Here is an 18,684-nt window from a genome sequence, read left to right as displayed (position 1 = left end):
CCCGTCCGTTTCGATCTTATTCAAATTGATAAAGAGGTGTGCTCAAATATCTCTCTCCGTTACTAGGAAGAACAGCAAGTACTTTTTTGCCTTTTCCAAGCTTTTTAGCAACCTGGATTGCGGCAAAGATGGCCGCGCCTGAAGAAATTCCCCCGAGAACCCCTTCTTCTTTCGCCGCTTTGCGCGCGAATTCAAAGGCTTCTTCATTTTTTACCGTAATGATGTCATCATAAACATCGGTATTTAAGATTTTAGGGACGAAGCCTGCTCCGATTCCCTGTATTTTATGCGGACCCGGTTTTCCTCCGGAGAGAACCGGGGAATCCGTCGGTTCAACCGCGTAGATTTTAATTGATGGGTATTTTTCTTTCAGCACTTCTCCTGCGCCTGTAATCGTACCGCCTGTTCCGATACCGGCGATGAATGCATCAAGTCCGTCATCACCGAACTGTTCAACGATTTCCCGCCCTGTCGTACGGCGGTGAACTTCGGCATTCGCAGGATTGTTGAATTGCTGAGGCATGAAATAGCCATGCTCTTCCGCAAGCTCTTCCGCTTTTTTAATAGCGCCTTTCATGCCTTCTGCACCAGGCGTTAATACCAGCTCAGCACCGTAGGCGCGCAGAAGGTTGCGGCGTTCTGAGCTCATCGTGTCAGGCATGACAAGAATCGCCTTAATACCTTTGGCCGCAGCGACCATGGCAAGGCCGATTCCTGTGTTTCCGCTTGTCGGCTCAATGAGGGTATCGCCCTCTTTCAAAAGGCCTTTCTCTTCGGCGTCTTCGATCATTGCAAGCGCAATCCGGTCTTTTACGCTGCTTCCAGGATTCATATACTCAAGTTTTACATATACATCAGCACTGTCTTCGTCGACTAAACGATTTAATTTTACGATAGGTGTGTTTCCGATTAAGTCATAAACAGAGTTTGCAACGCGAACCATGTGAACACCTCAATTTCCGAGTAATTGTATTGGGATTATATTTAATTTATCAATATCAAAATATTTTGTCAATCTTTATTTTTCGCGTCATAGAACCAAGACACGTCCGCATCTTTCCACAATGTTTTGACTGATGCCTTGTCACCTAATTGATCCATTGCAATCTGCCTTCTGATTTGGCTCTTCACTTGATTATAAGTAAAAGCCCGTCCGTCAAGCTTTTCTTTCCGCTGGAGGATCGCATATCCCCCGCTGACTTTAAGCGGTTCTGCCGTCCATTGATTGTCCTTTAGCTGTTTAGCCGCTTCTATGTATGCCGAAGGGACGTTATCCCGCTGATCATTGACAAATCCTAGGTCTCCGCCATAAGGTGCCGTATACCGGTCTGTTGAATGTTCTGCTGCGGCTGCTTCAAAGCTTGATCCGCCTTTTAATTCTTGTAAAACCCGCTCGGCTTCGCTTTTATCTTTTACAACGATATGCTTCAGCCGATATGAATCATCAAATTAATATAAGGTCTTGTTTTGTTGATAAAACGACTTTAATTCTTTTTCAGAAATCACGATATCTTTTGTAAGCAGCTCTTCAAGCAGAATATTATGCCGGATTTGCTCCCTCCACTCTTTTTCGGTTGTGCTTTCATCCTCATAAAAAGAATTATAAACGGCTTTGACCAGGATAAACTCCCTGTCAATGTCGGCTTCAGAAACGCTGATTTTGTTTTTTTCGGCTAGCTGGTCAACGACCCGGTCATTAATCATATCCTCCAGCGTCGATTTGCCGTACCTCTCTTCCATTTTACTCAGCCATTCTTCTCTTGTGATTTCGTTTTTGCCGATGTTGGCTATTACTTCGCGATCAGATGAAGAAGAAGCGACTTGCGACTTCGTGAGGACATACGCGATCACGATGCAATTGACGAAAACTGCGATTAACACAATCGGAACCAGCATTTTTGACTTCAACATAAATTCTCCCCTTTCCCCATTGTAAAAGACCCGCTAATAGATAGCGGGCATTATATTTCATCTCGAAGAGCTTCGAGCTCTTCCTTTGTAAACAAATACGTTTCATTGCAGAAATGGCACTGCGCTTCAGCCTGGCCATCTTCATCAATCATCGCTTGAATCTCCTGCTTGCCAAGTCCGATAATTCCTCTTGCAAACCGCTCTTTGGAACAATTGCATGTAAAGCGGACAGGGACGGTTTCCAGCACTTCAGCATCTTCTCCCAAAACTGCGCCCAGCACTTCCTCAGGTGTAAGACCTTTTTGAATCAGCTTAGATATCGGTTCCACTTTTGATAAGTTGGTTTCAAGCTTTGTAATTGTATCATCGTCAGTACCGGGGAGAACTTGAAGTATAAAGCCCCCGGCAGCCAAAATCGTATTATCCGGATTGACGAGCACGCCGACTCCTACGGATGAAGGCACTTGCTCGGATGATACGAGGTAATATGTAAAATCCTCGCCGATTTCTCCGGAAACAATCTCAACCTGGCCCGTAAATAATTCGCGCAGGCCGAGATCCTTTACAACGCTTAAAGTGCCCGCAGTTCCGACAGCTCTTCTGACGTCAAGCTTTCCATGTTCATTTAAATCAAAATGAACGTGCGGATTTGACACATATCCCCTGACGTCTCCCTTTGCGTTTGCATCGGCGACGATGGCTCCGATCGGCCCGCCCCCTTCGATTTTGACTGTAAGCTTGTCTTCGCCTTTCAGCATCGCGCCAAGCATTACGGCGGCCGTCATCGTCCGTCCCAAAGCAGCAGATGCTGTCGGCCATGTGTTATGGCGTTTTTGCGCTTCATGAATGGTCTCTGTCGTTCTTGCTGCATATGCACGGATTTTACCGTCATATGCAATGGCTTTTACTAAATAATCCATTGTCACCCTCCTAAACACTTTCAACGCGATTCCGTTCGTAAATCAGTTCTAGCCCTTTTAGGGTAAGAAAGGGGTCTACCACATCGATACAATCGGACTCATCCGCGATTAATGATGCAAGACCGCCAGTCGCAATGACTTTCGGATTTTGTCTTGACTGCCATTTCATCCGTTTGACAATGCCTTCAACTTGTCCGACATACCCGTAAAGAATTCCGGACTGCATGGCGCTGACCGTGCTTTTGCCGATAATATTATCCGGCCGCGCAATTTCAATTCTCGGGAGTTTTGCGGCTCTGGAATAAAGAGCTTCCGTTGATATCGTAATACCCGGCGCGATCGCTCCGCCCATGTATTCCTTATTCTCGTTAATATAACAGTACGTTGTAGCAGTTCCAAAATCAACAACAATCAGCGGGCTTCCATAGAGATGAATGGCCGCCACCGCATTTACGATGCGGTCCGCACCGACTTCTTTTGGGTTGTCGTATTTGATATTCAGACCGGTTTTCACTCCGGGGCCGACAATTTGCGGCTCAATATGAAAGTATTTTGTGCACATTCTTTCAAGTGAAAACATGATCGGCGGCACCACTGAAGAGATGATGATCCCTTCGATCTGATCAAACATCAGGCCTACATAATCAAATAAAGAACGGAGGAGCATGCCGAATTCATCCTCGGTTTTATGGCGGCTCGTTTCAATCCGCCAGTGGTATTCGAGCTCTCCGTTATGGTATACACCAAGAACGGTGTTTGTATTTCCCACATCTATAACAAGTAACATCTTATCACCACTTTTGACTAGTTTCTCTTACTTGGACATAAAACATTCTACCATCATACAATACACGATGCCGATTCTGTTTGTAAACGAATCAAAACCGAACTGCCGCGGCGGTGTTCAGTCATAAAAAATAAGAAAACTGCCAAAAAGCACAGCTTGGCAGTTTTCTTTAAAGAAACGAATGTGAGCAAATTGACTTACTCTTTTTCATCTTCTTTTGTTTCTTCTTCTCTTTTGTTGATGTTTACCTTCACATCATCGTTTTTCTCTTGATCATCTTCATAATGACGATCCGGCAGTCTTCCGTGTTCAATCAAATACTTGATTTGTTCCGCATCGAGCGTCTCAACCTCAAGCAATGTTTGGGCTATCAGCTCAAGCTTATCGCGGTTCTCAGTCAGGATTGTTTTCGCACGTTCATAGCATTCCTTAATGAAGCGCTGAATTTCCTTGTCGATCTCATATGCGATCGCATCGCTGTAGTTTTGGTCATTGTTGAAGTCGCGGCCTAAGAACACCTGACCGCCTTGTGACTGTCCAAACTGAAGCGGACCGAGTTTTTCAGACATACCGAATTCGGTTACCATCCGTCTTGCGATGCCTGTTGCACGCTGGAAGTCATTATGGGCTCCGGTGCTGACTTCGCCGAATATAATCTCTTCAGCTACACGGCCTCCAAGCAGACCGACGATTTTGTCAAGCAGCTCCGGCTTCGTTTGGAAATAACGGTCTTCCCTAGGAAGCATGACGGCATATCCGCCCGCTTGACCGCGGGGAACGATCGTTACTTTATGCACCATATCAGCTTCATCCAGGACAAGTCCGATGACAGTGTGTCCAGCTTCGTGATATGCAACGATATTGCGTTCTTTTTTGGAAATGACCCTGCTTTTCTTGGCAGGACCGGCGATGACGCGGTCTGTCGCTTCATCAATGTCACGCATATCGATTTTCTTTTTGTCATGTCGGGCAGCTACAAGAGCCGCTTCATTTAAAAGGTTCTCGAGATCCGCACCGGAGAATCCAGGCGTTCTCATCGCAATCGATTTCAAGTTTACTGATTCGTCAAGCGGTTTGTTTCTCGCATGCACCCGAAGCACAGCTTCACGGCCGTTCACATCCGGACGGTCGACTGTGATTTGACGGTCAAAACGTCCCGGACGCAGCAATGCCGGGTCTAAAATATCGGCGCGGTTTGTCGCCGCGATAATGATGATCCCTTCATTCGCACTGAAACCGTCCATTTCGACAAGAAGCTGGTTCAGCGTCTGTTCACGTTCATCATGGCCGCCGCCTAAACCGGCTCCACGCTGACGTCCGACAGCATCGATTTCATCGATGAAAATCAGGCATGGCGCATTTTTCTTAGCATTTTCAAACAAATCGCGGACACGGGATGCACCGACACCGACGAACATTTCGACGAAGTCTGATCCGCTTATGCTGAAGAAAGGAACGCCGGCTTCTCCTGCACAAGCTTTCGCCAGCAATGTTTTACCCGTACCCGGAGGTCCGACTAACAGCACGCCTTTTGGAATTCTCGCCCCGAGCTCAACAAATTTGCGCGGGTCTTTCAGGAAATCAACAACTTCCACCAGCTCTTGCTTTTCCTCATCCGCTCCTGCTACATCTTTAAATTTGACTCGCTTCTTCTCTTCTGTATAGAGCTTCGCTTTGCTCTTGCCGAAGTTCATGACACGGCTTCCGCCGCCCTGAGCCTGATTAAGCAGGAAGAAGAAAAGAATGAAGATAATAACAAAAGGGATTATGGTTGTAAAGAAGGTCATCCATCCGTTCGTTTCCTGTGCAGGCTCAACTTGTACCTTCGTCTTTTTCACTGCATCAAAAATCTGGTCTGCCCCTTTTCCTTCAGGAACATGGGTTAGGAAATACTGGTCTTTGGCATAGTTTTTAAGCTGTCCTCTGACCTCATAAACACCTCTGACAGGCTGGATAGAAACATTTTCAACCTTCCCGTTATCAAGGTTTGAAACAAAGTCACTGTACGTCATATTTTCGGTTTTCGGATTTGCGGTTTGGAAGTAGCTCACAACTCCGATCACAACTAATAAAATAAGTAAATAAAAAATGGTATTACGGAAGACCCGATTCATTCCTTACCTCCTCCCACAGTAAGCACAACTATGTTCAATAGTATCATAGAAAATCGTTCCAATACAACAGATATCCCTTTCCCAATCAGCTCTCATAAACCGCCGGTTTGAGCACTCCGATATACGGGAGATTGCGGTAGCGTTCCGCATAATCAAGACCGTATCCTACGACAAAGGCATCCGGCACTTCAAAGCCGACGTAGTCCGCTTTGATATCCGCCTTGCGTCCGCTCGGTTTATCAAGAAGGGTCACAATCTTAATCGATTTTGCCTTGCGGTATCGGAAAAGCTCTACAAGATAACTCAAAGTCAGCCCACTGTCGATGATGTCCTCAATAATTAAGATGTCACGGCCCTCTACAGATGTATCCAAATCCTTAATGATTTTTACCTCACCTGAAGAGACCGTGGAATTGCCATAGCTTGATACATCCATGAAATCCATTTCCAAATATGTATCAATATGCTTTAAAAGATCCGCCATAAATGGCATGGCCCCTTTTAAGACGCCGATGGCCAGGGGGAACTTGTCGCTATACTCTTCGGTTAAAGCAGCGCCGAGCTCCTTGACTTTTTTTTGGATCTCTTCCTCGGAGATCAAAATATTTTCAATATCGTGTTTCATTCTTTGCTAGCCCCCTACACTTTTCATGCTGTCTATATTGTAATACAATGCGATCATTGTTTGTAACATCAAGTTCCTCAAAAATGGATTTTTTCAGACCCGGTATCCAGATAATCCTTCCATCCGCGTCTGTGACAATGGGCCAGCTGTCTCTTTTCGAAAGAGGCACTTTTTCATTAATAAATATATCTTTTACCTTTTTTGAGCCGTTCATCCCTTTAAGTTTGATTCTATCCCCTTTTTGCCTTGTCCGTACATAAAGGGGGAAATGAACCTGCTGCGGACTTGTTGCGAAAACATCATTTCCATTCAAAGCACGGTCTTCGCCTTGTTTGCTCACATGAAGGGAGAAGCCGCCCGGAAGCATCAGGTCTTCTTCGTCTGCTCCGCTAATTTCATATTGATAGGAAATATTTTCACATTGCAACCGATGAAATGTAAACAAACATGTATGATATGATTTTATCACTTTTAACCCATTTGGAAAATCAAGGGAACCGGATGGATCTTTTTTTGCAATCCATTCCAGAAACACCTTAATATGATGGGATGAAAACGCAGTTGGAACGTTTTCATAAAGATAGTTTAATATTAGTTGAACTCCTCTTCTTTGTAAAGGCAAAGGAAGTGCAAGAAGGCTTTCCACATTGATTTCGATACAGGAACTTGACTTGTTTGTGATTACTGTATTCATTTTATCTTTCGTTAATGCCTGTAAGTATAATTCATCTTCTGTCAGCGATTCACTGACAGATTGAAACCGTTTATGGACATCTTCCGACTCCTCCTTCAAAAAAGGAAGAACATGATGCCTGAATCTGTTCCGGGTATAATCGTCTTCATTGTTGCTTGGATCTGTTCTGAACGGTACATGATTCGCTTTGCAGTACTGTAAAATATCCTCCTTTGCAAGATCGAGAAACGGCCTGATCAGCCACCCTTCTCCAAACCGGCGCACCGGCCGGATGCCGGCAAGTCCTAAACCGACGGTTCCTTTCGCCAATTTCATCAGCATCGTCTCGATCTGGTCATCGCCATGATGAGCCAGGGCCAAATATGTGGCATGGTGCTTTTCCATTTGATCTTTAAAGAACCGAAAGCGGCATTCTCTTGCAGCTGCCTGTTTATTGAGGTTTTTTTCGGCAGCATACTTCTGAACGTTGATTTGCAGCGCTTCACAGAGAATCCCCTCCGCTTTGCAGAAATCCTTTACAAAGCGCATGTCCTGTTCAGACTCCAAGCCTCTGAACATATGATCGACATGTGCAGCAATCAGTGACGCAGATCCGGGAATCATGCGTTTCAGCGCATGAAGCAAAGCCATTGAATCAGGCCCTCCGGAGACTCCGACAATGATTGTCGCATCATCAAACGACAGATCGTTTTTTTTCATAAATTCCTCAATACTTTTCACGATGTCCTCCCACTATAAGCAGGGTGAATTTCAAAAGATATAAATATCCTAACACTTTCAAACTGTCCCTGCAAAGAAGAGCTATCGCCGCATGATCTGCTTAAATGAAAAAGAGCACAATATAAGCGAAGTAGAGAGCAAGCACACTGACGACAATCAGCAGCGTTTCAAACGTGCCGCCTTGCGACTGGCGCTTTTTTTGCAGTTTTCGGCCGCTTCTCGACCGGGGCTGCGACGCGCCCGGCCGTTTTTGCCCCGCGCTGTTCGGTGAGGCGGCCATTGAAGAAGAGCGCGCTGTTCTGGATGGACGCGAACTTTGTGTGCCGGCGGGACGGCCCGCCTCAAGCAGATCGTTCTTCATTTCATCCGCCGTTTTGTACGCTCCTTTTAAAGCCGATACCAATACCGTTTTGTATTCTTTTAAAAATGGATGGCTGTCAATGACCGAAAGAAGCTGGTTCATCGGATTTCCGGCTTTTTTAAACTCCTTCTTCGTCACGCAGTTCACCATGATCATAGCGACGGAAAACAAATCATATGAAGGTTCTGCTTTACGTGTCCCGCATTCCCAATAGCCTCTGTCGAAAAACTCAGTATATTCCTTGATGGCCCGGCCTTCCTTTGTCGTCCCGCCGACATCGATGCAGCGGATCGTTGCCGGGGGCCCTGTCACAATCAGATTTTCAGGCTTTAAATCACCAAACACCCACCCTTCGCGATGGATGATTGATAAATTTGACAGAAGCTGACTGATCAATACGGGAATCCATTCTTCCCCTTTTTCGGTGATATAGCGTAAAAGAAGCGGACCTTCAATATATTCCATTACATAAAATGAAAGTTTTTTGCCGCTATTTGGCGCCGGCATATCATCAACGTCAAAAAAAGAAGGCCCCATTGCTCTCGCCTGGGCCTTTGAGAAAGATTTTAGAACATTCACTTCCGAGGTAATCGATAGGCTGTCATCACTGACTTTTAAAGCTACGCGGCCTCTTTTTGAATCAGCCAGATAAACAACGCCATTCGCCCCTTTTCCAAGCTGTCTGATGATCTTGTAGGAATGATTGTTCCACTTTCCAACAATGGATGAACCCGGCTTTAAACTACCCGCCAAACTCGTCGAAGCGTCTTTCATCATCTTCTAACATGCCCCTTCTTGAGCCGATTTTCTTGAAATGCTGGATCGCCTCCCGGATTGCCGGACCTGTCGGCGTAATACCTCCAGCAGAAAGCTTGGAAAATATTGAAGAAAGGGATTCAAACTTTGGCGTCCAATCCAGCACAAGTTCAACCTCTTGTTTTTTCCCGGGAAATATAAACACCGCAAATTCGTTATCACCGATCCGTGAATTCAAACTGATGGACAGATCGATCAAAGCTTCTTTGACTGTCGGAAGCTTCGGATTCATGCTTGCGCTCGTATCAACCAGCACCAGGACGTGCAAATGAACGGTTTCACCGAGCTCGTCAACGACCTCCATGACTTCGCCTCGTTTATCGGGAGGCAGTTCATCCATTTCCGTATGTTTTCCGAGAATTTGTTTGAGTTCATTGTTGACAACGCCTTGGAGCGTCTGAGTCATCGCTTTCTTCGTGACCATCTGCACCGTCTGCGAAAGCTGTGATGCATAGACAACTTGATGAACTCCGCCTCCAGCAAGGGCGATTCCTTCGACTTCCTTCATTGCTTCTTGATCCATTGAATGTTCATCCATAATCCCGATGACATTGACGGTTATTCCCTGCTCTTTCGCAAAGGCTGCCATAGCCTGCGGATCTTCACCCCGGTTTGAACAGCCGTCGGTGATCAGCAGAATTTGATTCAAATGCCCCTTTTTCATATTGATTCCTCCTGGACAAAGATATCTATCTAATTCCATCATCGCCAGAAGAAATCTGATTTATACGAATGCTAAGAAATCTCTTGGCTCTTTTGGAAAAAAGCGGGCGCCGGGATTGAAGCCCATTTCGGTGTATTATGATCAATCTTAATGACGATCACCGTCATGTCATCCTCTATGAGCCCCGACCTTGTCCGAATCACTTCTTCCATGATTAAATCAGCTATTTCTTGAGGGTCTTCGGTTTTGAGCGATTTCAGCTTTCGCTTCATCCAAAGGTCATGATTTTCAACATGTCTCGGGCCTTCAAAAATGCCGTCGCTCATCATGACCAGTATATCCCCGGCTTTCAGCTGCTCGCTGACGACATCCACGTCAAATTCGGTAATAATGCCGATCGGCAGATTGCTCGCCTGAATTTTGATAATTTGATCAGCCCGCTTAATAAAGCTTGGCGTTGATCCGATTTTTAAAAACTTGCAGCTTGCATCCTGCAAATCGATGATGGATAAATCCAACGTCGAGTAAATCTCATCAGTCGTTCTTAATGAAAGGATGCTGTTAATCGTTTTAATCGCGACTTTTTCATCAATTCCCGACTGAAGGATTTTCTCAAGAAGCTTGATCGTTTCATTGCTTTCAAAGTGTGCTCTTGCGCCGTTCCCCATGCCGTCGCTGATGGCCGCGGCATACTTGCCCGCGCCAAGTTCCATCATATTGTAGCTGTCGCCGGAGACGAGGCCGCCGCCTTTCGCCGCATGGGCCGCACCTGTTGACACCCGGTAAGATTTCGCTGAGCCGAAGGCGACATGACAGTACCCGTTCGGGTGTCCGGCGCATTGTTCAGCCTTGACGATAATTTGCTCTTCTAAAATATCGGAAAGCATCGGGGCGACGATTTTTTCACATTCTCCGTGCCCGTTGCAAAACGGAATGCTCATTTCAATATCAATGTTTCCTTGATCAAGACTGTAGATTTCGACTTGCTGAATTTCAATTCCAAAGTGCTGCAGCGCTTCCCTGATTTGTTCTTCCTGGATGAAATGCTGTTCCCTTTCCCTTTTTATTTCCCGAGAAAAGTCGGCCATTACCTGGGATACGCCCAAAAGCTGTTCCGCAACGAGCCGCCTGCTGTCATGAACTTTTTGCTTTAATGTCTGATTGGCTCTGAAATGCGTGAGTTCATCCTCTATTAATGCTTCAACCTGTTTTGATTTTGAACAGTGCTGATGAAATTCTTTTTTCAGCTTGCGGTTTTTATAATATTGCTTTTCCTCCGTTTCTTGCATAACCCGCTTCATTAAATCATATGTTTTATCAAAGTTCTGAACCCAGCATTTATTTTTCTTATAGCACGATTGACAGGAATGTTCCGTCACAGCGCTTAAAAACAAGTCAATTTCTTTCTCTTTGCCTTCTTCTTCAGGAACCGCGTGATAAAATGTGGAAAAACTGTCAGATAAGGCTTGGAAAACATTTGAAAATTGATCGACTTTTTGAGCCGTGACATCCCGGATTTTTCTTGCGTATTGCTGCTGTTCCTGTGCATGCTCTGTCGTGCCGGGAATATATTTGGCCATTTTTTTTGTAAGCGACTGAGGTGTCAACAGAAACAGGGCGATCGCGATCAGCGATTCATAAAGCGTCGGTACAAGCTCGGCCGAACCCTCGCCATAGAGCGAAATCAAGAGGGATCCGATCAGCAGGCCGACCGCGGCACCCGCTTTTTTCCCTTCTTTTAAAAGGCCGCCAAGCAAGCCTGAAAAAGCCAGCAGGCTCATCTGATATAAATTGCCGATATTTGAAAGACTGAGAATCAGCCCTGTCACAACCCCGACTGTACAGCCGATGCTGGCTCCGCCGATAAACGCGAAGGTCAGCACGACATAGCGGGCCAATATCAGTTCAGCCTGCATGCCTTGAAATGAAACTCCGGTAAAGCCGGTGAGAACAGAGGCGATTAAAATCATAAAGCAAATGATTTCCTCAATTTTCAATGATTGTTTCGCCCGCTTAGACGTGACAATCGGCAGACTTTGCAAAAAAATCAACGTTAATATAAACGACAAACCGGCTTCCACAAAAGCCATAATGTAATGATAGCTTGAAACCGTACCATATTGAGCATAGACGAAACAGCACCTTGTCAGAGCCATTGACAAAAACACGACGACAGGCAACGTTCTGACACGGTCTTTTATAATAAGAGAGGTCATTTTTGAACATATCGCAAATGCGACAAGCGCTGCGAGAACAAATAACGAATGCTGCGGGGATATACTTACAGCTCCCGCAAGCAGCGCCAGACACGCCATCAAGGCCTTGTCCTTCTTAATTAAAAGCATCGCTCCGAAGAATGGAAGAGCAAAAGGAATCACCTCTGACAGAATGAAGGCCCGTCCCAATAAAAAGCCGATGATCATGTAGATAAGGCCTTTATAAAAAAAGAGCGAATACAAGTGCTGCATCATGAGTTTTGTCATTTTGCCAAACCATGCATACATTTTTTGAACAACAGGCCCCGCCATTGGGCTGTTAACTCTTCTTTCCGCTTTTTCCATGCTCTCATCTCCCACCTGTTTTATTCGTTGCTTGCCATTATAACGAAAGATGAAATAGGATTTTGTCAAAAGAAGGTAACGAATTGAAAGAACTCTTCGACGGTTTCTGTAGAAAGCGTCAATCTCTCTTGGTAAGTCGAGTTCATTCTCGCTATTTTGCATATTCGGCTATTTTTCCGCACCAAAAAACCGGTTTCTGATCGAAACCGGTTTTCACTATGACCCGTACGGGATTCGAACCCGTGTTACCGCCGTGAAAGGGCGGTGTCTTAACCACTTGACCAACGGGCCTTCATAAAAGTAGCGGCGGAGGGGATCGAACCCCCGACCTCACGGGTATGAACCGTACGCTCTAGCCAGCTGAGCTACACCGCCATGTTATTCGTTTGTTCGTTTAACGCACAAGTTCTATAATACAAAGGTTTGTCCGCTCCGTCAATAGAAAATTGAATAAAATTTTTATAAATAATAAAAAAGGCATCCGTAGGGATAAGACGAATGCCTTTCGTATATATAGAAAGCAGCAAGTTAACCTCTTCTTGCTCCGCGCCCTCCACGTTTTGATTCCGTGTTGCGTTTTAGAGACGATAAGCGATCTTCACTATCTTTTAAAAACTTATTCATTTTCTGTTCAAACGTTTCTTTAGAGCGGAAATCGTTTCTTGGTCTTGATTGAGGACGGTCTACAGCCTTTTTGATGGACAAGCCGATTTTTCCATCTTTTTCAACATTGATGACTTTAACCTCTACCTGGTCTCCTACCTTCAGGTGATCATTAATGTCCTTCACGTAATTATCGGCGACTTCACTGATATGAACAAGACCTGTTGATCCTCCAGGCAATTCAACAAACGCTCCAAAATTTGTAATACCTGTTACTTTCCCTTGCAACTTGCTGCCAACTTCAATCGACATAAAAAAAGTGCTCCTCCTTAGACTTAAAAAAGATCATTTCTTTAATTATACATAAAGAAAAAAATAAGTGTCAACAAGGCTACTTGCTCTTCTCATCAAACTTGAAGATGATTTCGCCATCCTTTGATAAGTAATAATCCTTTCTGGCAAGCTCGGCAACATAGTCCTCGTCTTTTAGTTTGACTATCTCATCCTTTAAATCCGCTTTTTTTGCTTCCAGTTGATCCAATTGTTTCAAAAGCTGCGCTTTTTTCTCTTCTTTCGCATTGATATCCGAAGTCTGTGACCAAAGCGAGCCGGCAAACACGATCGCCGCCAGCAGCGCAACCGCCCCAAATACCGTCAACCGTCTGTAAAGACCGCGTCTTTTTCGTTTCAGATACTGCTGTTTCCGTTCCATCTGTTCTTTATATTCATTCTGTATTTGAGAAATATTTCGTTTCCTAGAATCGTTCAATTCCAGACGGCCTCCCTTCACTTTTTCAAAAATTTCGTTTGGATCGTTATGAATAGTTTCTTTCCCTTTTTTAAAAATCCTGCTCCCTTTTGAAAAAAGCGCTTCACCGCATGCCGGATACGGGCGGGAAGAAGTCTGAAGCATTGGCGCATCAACACATAGATCGGGTAGCAGACAATTTTTATGATCTTATATAAAGATAACGCAAAAAAACGAAAAAGAACATATATATTTCTCATCGTAAATAGAATCGTCGCAAAAATGGCGTAAAATGTCCACACAATAGGGCGGAACACCATCATCCGCATCATTTTTCCGAATATTCGGCAGATCAAAACAAAGAATGAAATCATCCAATCCAGTATTTTGAGATAGATTCGTTTAAAAAGGCTTTGATAAGCGGCAAACCCGAGCAGCACGGCCAACAGAATATAAATTCGGAACTCCCCTTCGTTCACGCTCAGGAGGACGTAGAAAAAAAGGAGGCCTTGTACCATCCAAAACAAAAGGTCGTGTATGAACAAAAGCCATCTTGCCGTGTTCGAACGAATGACAAAACGGGTGTAAGTATCAAGGGAAGCGCCCAGCCATGCCCCCATTCCGGCCATGGCCAGCATCGTGTAGAACTGCGTCGTCAGCGTCATTTAAACAACTTGCTAAAAAACCCTTTAGCTTTCTCCCCCTGCTGCTCATCCAAATAGACGAGATCAAGCACCCTGCCTTTAATGGAGACAACGCCTTTTTCAACATCCAGATTTTTCATTTGCAAATTTTCGCCTCTGACAGCAAGCATCCCCATCACCGTTTCCAGCAAAAATTCTTCATTGTCAAAACTCTCAACCTGCTTGACGCCTGAAATATCTAACAGCTTGCGGCCCTTCATCATTACATTATGCTCAGGAGCAGATGACCCGCCGGAAGGGTTGTGCTGATCATAATATAAACTCATCTATTCATCCCCCATATCCTCATGCTAAGATTCGTTACTGCATTGTATGAGAGGGGGGATTTTTTTAGAACAAGCCTATTCTCCTCCGAGCTTTTCTTCCTTCAGGACGGTGTACATATTTGCGGCTTCCTCTTTTTTCGTCGTATCTTTTAATTCATTGACCCTGACGGTGACGAGCTTTTGGCCGAAACGCACTTCAAGCTCGTCTCCCGCTTTTATGTCAGTGCTCGCTTTCGCCTGGTTGCCGTTTACCGTGATTCTCCCTTGGTCTGCCACTTCTTTTGCCAAGGTGCGTCTTTTGATCAGTCTTGACACTTTTAGAAATTTATCAAGTCTCATGGCTATCGCTCCTTTCGATTTCTTTCGCTTCATTCCAAAGTTCGTCCATTTCTTCCAATGTCATGCTTTCAAGGTCTTTACCGGAACGCTTCGCCGCTTGTTCAATGTAGGTGAACCTTCTGTAAAACTTGGAGTTCGTCATCGCAAGCGCTTCTTCCGGTTCTATTTTATAGTATCTGCCGACATTGACGAGAGCAAATAAAAGGTCGCCGAATTCTTCCTTGATTTTCTTAGCATGAGGTTCGGCGTCGGAAACTTCGAAAGAAAATTCTTTCATTTCTTCATTGACTTTGTTCCACATATCTTTTACATCAGACCAGTCAAACCCGGTCTTAGCCGCTTTTTTCTGAAGCTGGTTTGCTTTTGAAAGCGCAGGCAGCGGCTTGGGAATATCGTCAAGAAGGGACTTTTGGGCAGTCTGTTTTTCTTGCTTTTTAATATCTTCCCAGTTTTTCACGACGTCAGCCTCATCACGTACAGTGATGTTTCCAAAGACATGCGGATGCCTTCTGATCATTTTCCCGGTGATTCCGGCTATGACATCATCGATTGTAAAGAAGCCGTCATCTTCCCCGATCTGCGCATGGAGAAGGACTTGCAGCATGACATCTCCCAATTCTTCAACCAGGTGATCCGGGTCCTCCTCATCGATGGCTTCGAGCACTTCATAGCATTCTTCTATTAAGTATTTTTTCAATGACTGGTGGGTTTGTTTCCGATCCCAAGGACAGCCGTCAGGCCCGCGCAGTTCCCGAATGACGCGGCGGAACATCGAAAATTCCTGATGCAGGAGGGCTTCGTCTTTGACAGGCGGCACATAGATGCTCGTCAAATTGTTGATGCCGATGCTCCTGTCCAGCTCATAAAGAGGCACTCTTCTGGTCTCTTCCAGGCTGCTTCCCGCTGCCGTGACAATAACGATTTCATAATCGTCGGGAAGCTTTTCCATTAAAGTCAGCTTCACTTCGGAAGCCGTCATCTGGTCATAAACCTGGCTAATGATCAAATGATGGCTGAGCTCGATTTCATCCGCTGAAAATTGGACGGCGTCAACAAACTGAAATCCTTCGATCGGGTCGATCTGCAAGGCATTGAATGTCGCATCAAGAAAGCTGTGTCCTCCCTCCACCGCGACTTCAACCTGATGACGACTTTGCCCCTCAAGCAAAAGCTGAACGGTTTTTTCAGCGACAAACGGATGCCCAGGCACGGCGTAAAGCACGTCCTGATCCTGCGCTTTTTGAAAAAGCGTTTCAACGATTTCTTCATAAACCTCTTCAAATCCGTCGTGTTTCTCATACACTTCATCAAAGAAATACATCGATGGGATTTCGTTCTTCAGCTCTTCTATTAAAGGATGATCTTTTGTCCTGACATAGAGCGCCTCAGCCTGGGTGAGGCGCTTGTATACGCCGAGGGTTAATTGGTTCATATCGCCCGCCCCGAGGCCGACAACTGTTATTTTACCTGCCATTTTCGGCTGCCCCTTTCTTGTTTAATGTAATCAGCTTGTTTCCAAAAGGCACAAGCTCAAGTTCTTTATCGGAAAACACGCGGCACTTTAAGATGCTGTATAAAAAGACAGCTCCACCGATGAACACGGCTGTCAGGCTTTCAATTGCGGAGATCCATCTGCCTTCATGCGGTATCACCGCTTCAAACGTGTAAAGCCAAATGATCAATACGGCGGACATGATCAAAGCGGAGATGAACATGCCGCCGATTCTGCAATCCGAAAAACGAATCAAACCTGTCCTTTTCAGACGGAAAAGGTTGAGACCGGCGACTGCGGCAAACGATATTACAGTAGCCAAGGCCGCTCCGGCAATACCGAGGACAGGGATCAGCACGACATTCAGAACAATCTTGAAGAAAAAGCCGGCTAAAACGGCGACGGCCGGATAAACAGTGTCTCCAAATCCTTGCAAAACGGCAGTAATGGTCATGGCAAGCGACGCAAAAAAGATCGATACGCTGAAAATTTGAAGGGCTGCCGTTCCTTCACTGTTTTTAAACAGCATGACATTGACCGGCTCCAAAATGCAAATCAGGCCCATCGCCGCTCCTATTCCGATGACCAAGCTCATTTTCAATGAATATTGTGTTTTTTCTTGAACAGCCGTCATCTCCTGCTGTTTCTTCGCCTTTGTAAGGGACGGGACAAGAGCCGTCGCAATGCCCGCTGCAAAAACGGTTCCCAATTGCAACAGCGGCTGCCCCCTGTCGTATACGCCTTTTGTGTGTTTTGCCTCCATCTCGTCCATCCCCTGACCGGCCAGAAGGGAATATAAGTTTAAGGCATCTACAAGCTGAATAAGTATCATCATGAGGCTGGTGACACAGATGGTGACCGTATACAGGCAAAGCTGTTTCAATATGGTCTTCGTCTCAGCCTCAGCCCGCCCTTTTGAACGGTTCCTTTCCCTCTTGATCCAACACAGCCCCAAAATGAAGAGCGCCGTAAGGCCTCCGACAAGAGATCCAAAGGCCGCGCCAGCCCCCGCATCATATAAAGTATAGCCATTGTTGACGAGCCACCATGTAAAGCAGAGGATGGCGGCAACCCGGAACATCTGCTCACCGATTTGAGAAAATGCCGTCGGCATCATCAGCTCATTTCCTTGAAAATAACCTCTGAATATTGATACGAACGGAATCAGCAAATAAGAATAAGAGGCGGCGCGTATAACTTCGGCTAAACCCGGGTCGCCCATCAATCCTGCAATGCCTTTCGCTCCTGCAAACAGCAGGAGAAAAAAACTGATAGCCACACCGGATATAAACAGCATGGATACACGAATGATTTTGGTTTGGCTTTCCGCCCCAAAATCATTCAGCAGCTTTGAAATGATGACCGGAAAGCCTGAAGTCACTAGCATCACTGAAATTCCTATCATGGGATACACTTGCTGAAAAATATAGAAGCCGACGTCTCCCACTATATTTTGAAAAGGCACTCTGTATACAGCGCTTAATATTTTAGATAAAATTCCCGCCAATGATAATACAAAGGCGCCTTGCCAAAGCCGGCTGCTTTGGCCGTTTAAAAAGCCCATCTGCAAGCTCCTTCCAATGTGCTTTTCTTTGGAAAAACACAACGAAACGTGCTTATTATACCATATCCCGCGCCGCAGCCCCCTCCATCATAGGCAACTAAAAAAAGAACAGCCCAAAGGGGTGCTGTTCCAGCTCGTTTACACTTATATCAAAAGCAAGTTTCGCCATTCCTGCCCGGGTGAACAGGAATGACAAAATAAAAGGAATAAGACCTATTGTTCCATTTGGCGCGCCAAAAAACCAGCGGCGGTTTCAACTGCCTTATGCTCCACTTCTCCAATTGACTGGTCTTTTGAAAAAATCACAACGGCTCCGATCGGGTCACCGTTCGCAACAATCGGTCCGACCGTATAGGAAGCGACTTCTTCGTCAATGCCGTCAATCAGCTGAATCGTTTTTGCATCACCGTCTAATACAGAGTTGCGCTGATCCATTACTTTTTCGATCATGTCACTGATGGACTTATTTAAATAGTCTTTTTTAGAGCTTCCTGATACGGCAATATACACATCCCTGTCACAAATCAAGACGGAATGGCCCATGCTGTCATAAAGGGCGTCTGCATATTCCTTTGCAAAATCGCCAAGCTCGCTGATGGGAGAATACTTTTTTAAAATAACCTCGCCATCGCGGTCAACGAATATTTCCAGCGGGTCTCCCTCGCGAATCCGCAATGTCCTCCGTATTTCCTTAGGGATCACGACCCGTCCTAAATCATCAATTCGACGTACGATACCAGTTGCTTTCATCTGTGCTGCCTCTCTTTCATTTGATGATATATCTGGTGGATAAAA

The 18,684-nt window shown here is 45.4% G+C and carries 17 protein-coding genes, 2 tRNA genes and 1 pseudogene; all 20 read right to left on the bottom strand.

The genetic code is table 11. From position 1 onward, the window contains the following. Window positions 1-16: 16 nt before the first annotated feature. Entirely contained in the window at window positions 17-943 is a 927-nt protein-coding gene (gene cysK / locus R5H20_RS00465; RefSeq protein ID WP_006640414.1) for a cysteine synthase A, read from the bottom strand. Between the two features lie 68 nt (window positions 944-1,011). Then, window positions 1,012-1,896 (bottom strand): annotated as a pseudogene (locus tag R5H20_RS00460) (peptidyl-prolyl cis-trans isomerase). 65 nt (window positions 1,897-1,961) lie between these two features. Beyond that, window positions 1,962-2,831, bottom strand: coding sequence for an Hsp33 family molecular chaperone HslO (gene hslO / locus R5H20_RS00455; protein ID WP_006640413.1), 870 nt, complete (start codon window positions 2,829-2,831; stop codon window positions 1,962-1,964). A gap of 10 nt (window positions 2,832-2,841) precedes the next feature. After that, the gene (locus R5H20_RS00450; RefSeq protein WP_006640412.1) at window positions 2,842-3,618 is read right to left on the bottom strand and encodes a type III pantothenate kinase; all 777 of its coding nucleotides are present in this window, start codon (window positions 3,616-3,618) and stop codon (window positions 2,842-2,844) included. 197 nt (window positions 3,619-3,815) lie between these two features. Then, window positions 3,816-5,732, bottom strand: a complete 1,917-nt coding sequence (gene ftsH / locus R5H20_RS00445) for an ATP-dependent zinc metalloprotease FtsH (RefSeq protein WP_006640411.1) — start codon at window positions 5,730-5,732, stop codon at window positions 3,816-3,818. Between the two features lie 85 nt (window positions 5,733-5,817). After that, on the bottom strand, window positions 5,818-6,357 hold the full coding sequence (hpt, locus tag R5H20_RS00440) for a hypoxanthine phosphoribosyltransferase (RefSeq protein ID WP_006640410.1): 540 nt from the start codon (window positions 6,355-6,357) through the stop codon (window positions 5,818-5,820). Further along, the gene (gene tilS, locus R5H20_RS00435) at window positions 6,341-7,771 is read right to left on the bottom strand and encodes a tRNA lysidine(34) synthetase TilS (protein ID WP_006640409.1); all 1,431 of its coding nucleotides are present in this window, start codon (window positions 7,769-7,771) and stop codon (window positions 6,341-6,343) included. Before tilS ends, hpt begins: the two co-directional genes overlap by 17 nt. 100 nt (window positions 7,772-7,871) lie before the next feature. Then, window positions 7,872-8,909, bottom strand: a complete 1,038-nt coding sequence (locus R5H20_RS00430) for a protein kinase domain-containing protein (protein WP_006640408.1) — start codon at window positions 8,907-8,909, stop codon at window positions 7,872-7,874. Beyond that, window positions 8,875-9,612: a VWA domain-containing protein gene (locus tag R5H20_RS00425; protein WP_006640407.1), complete on the bottom strand. Its 738-nt coding sequence runs from the start codon at window positions 9,610-9,612 to the stop codon at window positions 8,875-8,877. The genes R5H20_RS00430 and R5H20_RS00425 overlap by 35 nt, the downstream gene beginning before the upstream one ends. 71 nt (window positions 9,613-9,683) lie before the next feature. Beyond that, window positions 9,684-12,173 (bottom strand): stage II sporulation protein E, encoded by a 2,490-nt coding sequence (gene spoIIE, locus R5H20_RS00420; RefSeq protein WP_006640406.1) that lies wholly within the window; start codon window positions 12,171-12,173, stop codon window positions 9,684-9,686. A gap of 219 nt (window positions 12,174-12,392) precedes the next feature. Continuing rightward, window positions 12,393-12,464: transfer RNA gene (locus R5H20_RS00415), tRNA-Glu, on the bottom strand. 10 nt (window positions 12,465-12,474) lie between these two features. After that, window positions 12,475-12,548, bottom strand: a tRNA-Met gene (locus R5H20_RS00410). Between the two features lie 153 nt (window positions 12,549-12,701). After that, window positions 12,702-13,088, bottom strand: a complete 387-nt coding sequence (locus R5H20_RS00405) for a S1 domain-containing RNA-binding protein (RefSeq protein ID WP_006640405.1) — start codon at window positions 13,086-13,088, stop codon at window positions 12,702-12,704. 79 nt (window positions 13,089-13,167) lie between these two features. After that, the gene (locus R5H20_RS00400; RefSeq protein ID WP_006640404.1) at window positions 13,168-13,545 is read right to left on the bottom strand and encodes an FtsB family cell division protein; all 378 of its coding nucleotides are present in this window, start codon (window positions 13,543-13,545) and stop codon (window positions 13,168-13,170) included. A 17-nt stretch (window positions 13,546-13,562) separates the two neighbouring features. Then, window positions 13,563-14,189: a spore cortex biosynthesis protein YabQ gene (gene yabQ, locus R5H20_RS00395; RefSeq protein WP_006640403.1), complete on the bottom strand. Its 627-nt coding sequence runs from the start codon at window positions 14,187-14,189 to the stop codon at window positions 13,563-13,565. After that, window positions 14,186-14,494: a sporulation protein YabP gene (yabP, locus tag R5H20_RS00390; protein ID WP_006640402.1), complete on the bottom strand. Its 309-nt coding sequence runs from the start codon at window positions 14,492-14,494 to the stop codon at window positions 14,186-14,188. Before yabP ends, yabQ begins: the two co-directional genes overlap by 4 nt. Window positions 14,495-14,569: 75 nt before the next feature. After that, on the bottom strand, window positions 14,570-14,833 hold the full coding sequence (locus R5H20_RS00385; RefSeq protein ID WP_006640401.1) for an RNA-binding S4 domain-containing protein: 264 nt from the start codon (window positions 14,831-14,833) through the stop codon (window positions 14,570-14,572). After that, the gene (gene mazG / locus R5H20_RS00380; protein ID WP_006640400.1) at window positions 14,823-16,307 is read right to left on the bottom strand and encodes a bifunctional methyltransferase/pyrophosphohydrolase YabN; all 1,485 of its coding nucleotides are present in this window, start codon (window positions 16,305-16,307) and stop codon (window positions 14,823-14,825) included. Before mazG ends, R5H20_RS00385 begins: the two co-directional genes overlap by 11 nt. Beyond that, entirely contained in the window at window positions 16,297-17,889 is a 1,593-nt protein-coding gene (locus R5H20_RS00375; RefSeq protein ID WP_006640399.1) for a putative polysaccharide biosynthesis protein, read from the bottom strand. Before R5H20_RS00375 ends, mazG begins: the two co-directional genes overlap by 11 nt. Before the next feature lie 213 nt (window positions 17,890-18,102). Continuing rightward, window positions 18,103-18,639 carry a stage V sporulation protein T gene (gene spoVT, locus R5H20_RS00370; RefSeq protein ID WP_006640398.1) on the bottom strand — a complete coding sequence of 179 codons (537 nt, stop codon included), beginning with the start codon at window positions 18,637-18,639 and terminating at the stop codon, window positions 18,103-18,105. Between the last annotated feature and the right edge of the window lie 45 nt (window positions 18,640-18,684).

It is taken from the genome of Bacillus sp. KICET-3, from assembly GCF_033261025.1.
Lineage (GTDB): Bacteria > Bacillota > Bacilli > Bacillales > Bacillaceae > Bacillus > Bacillus sonorensis.
Note: the sequence above shows the minus strand (reverse complement) of the source record. Positions and strands in the feature narration are given on the sequence as shown.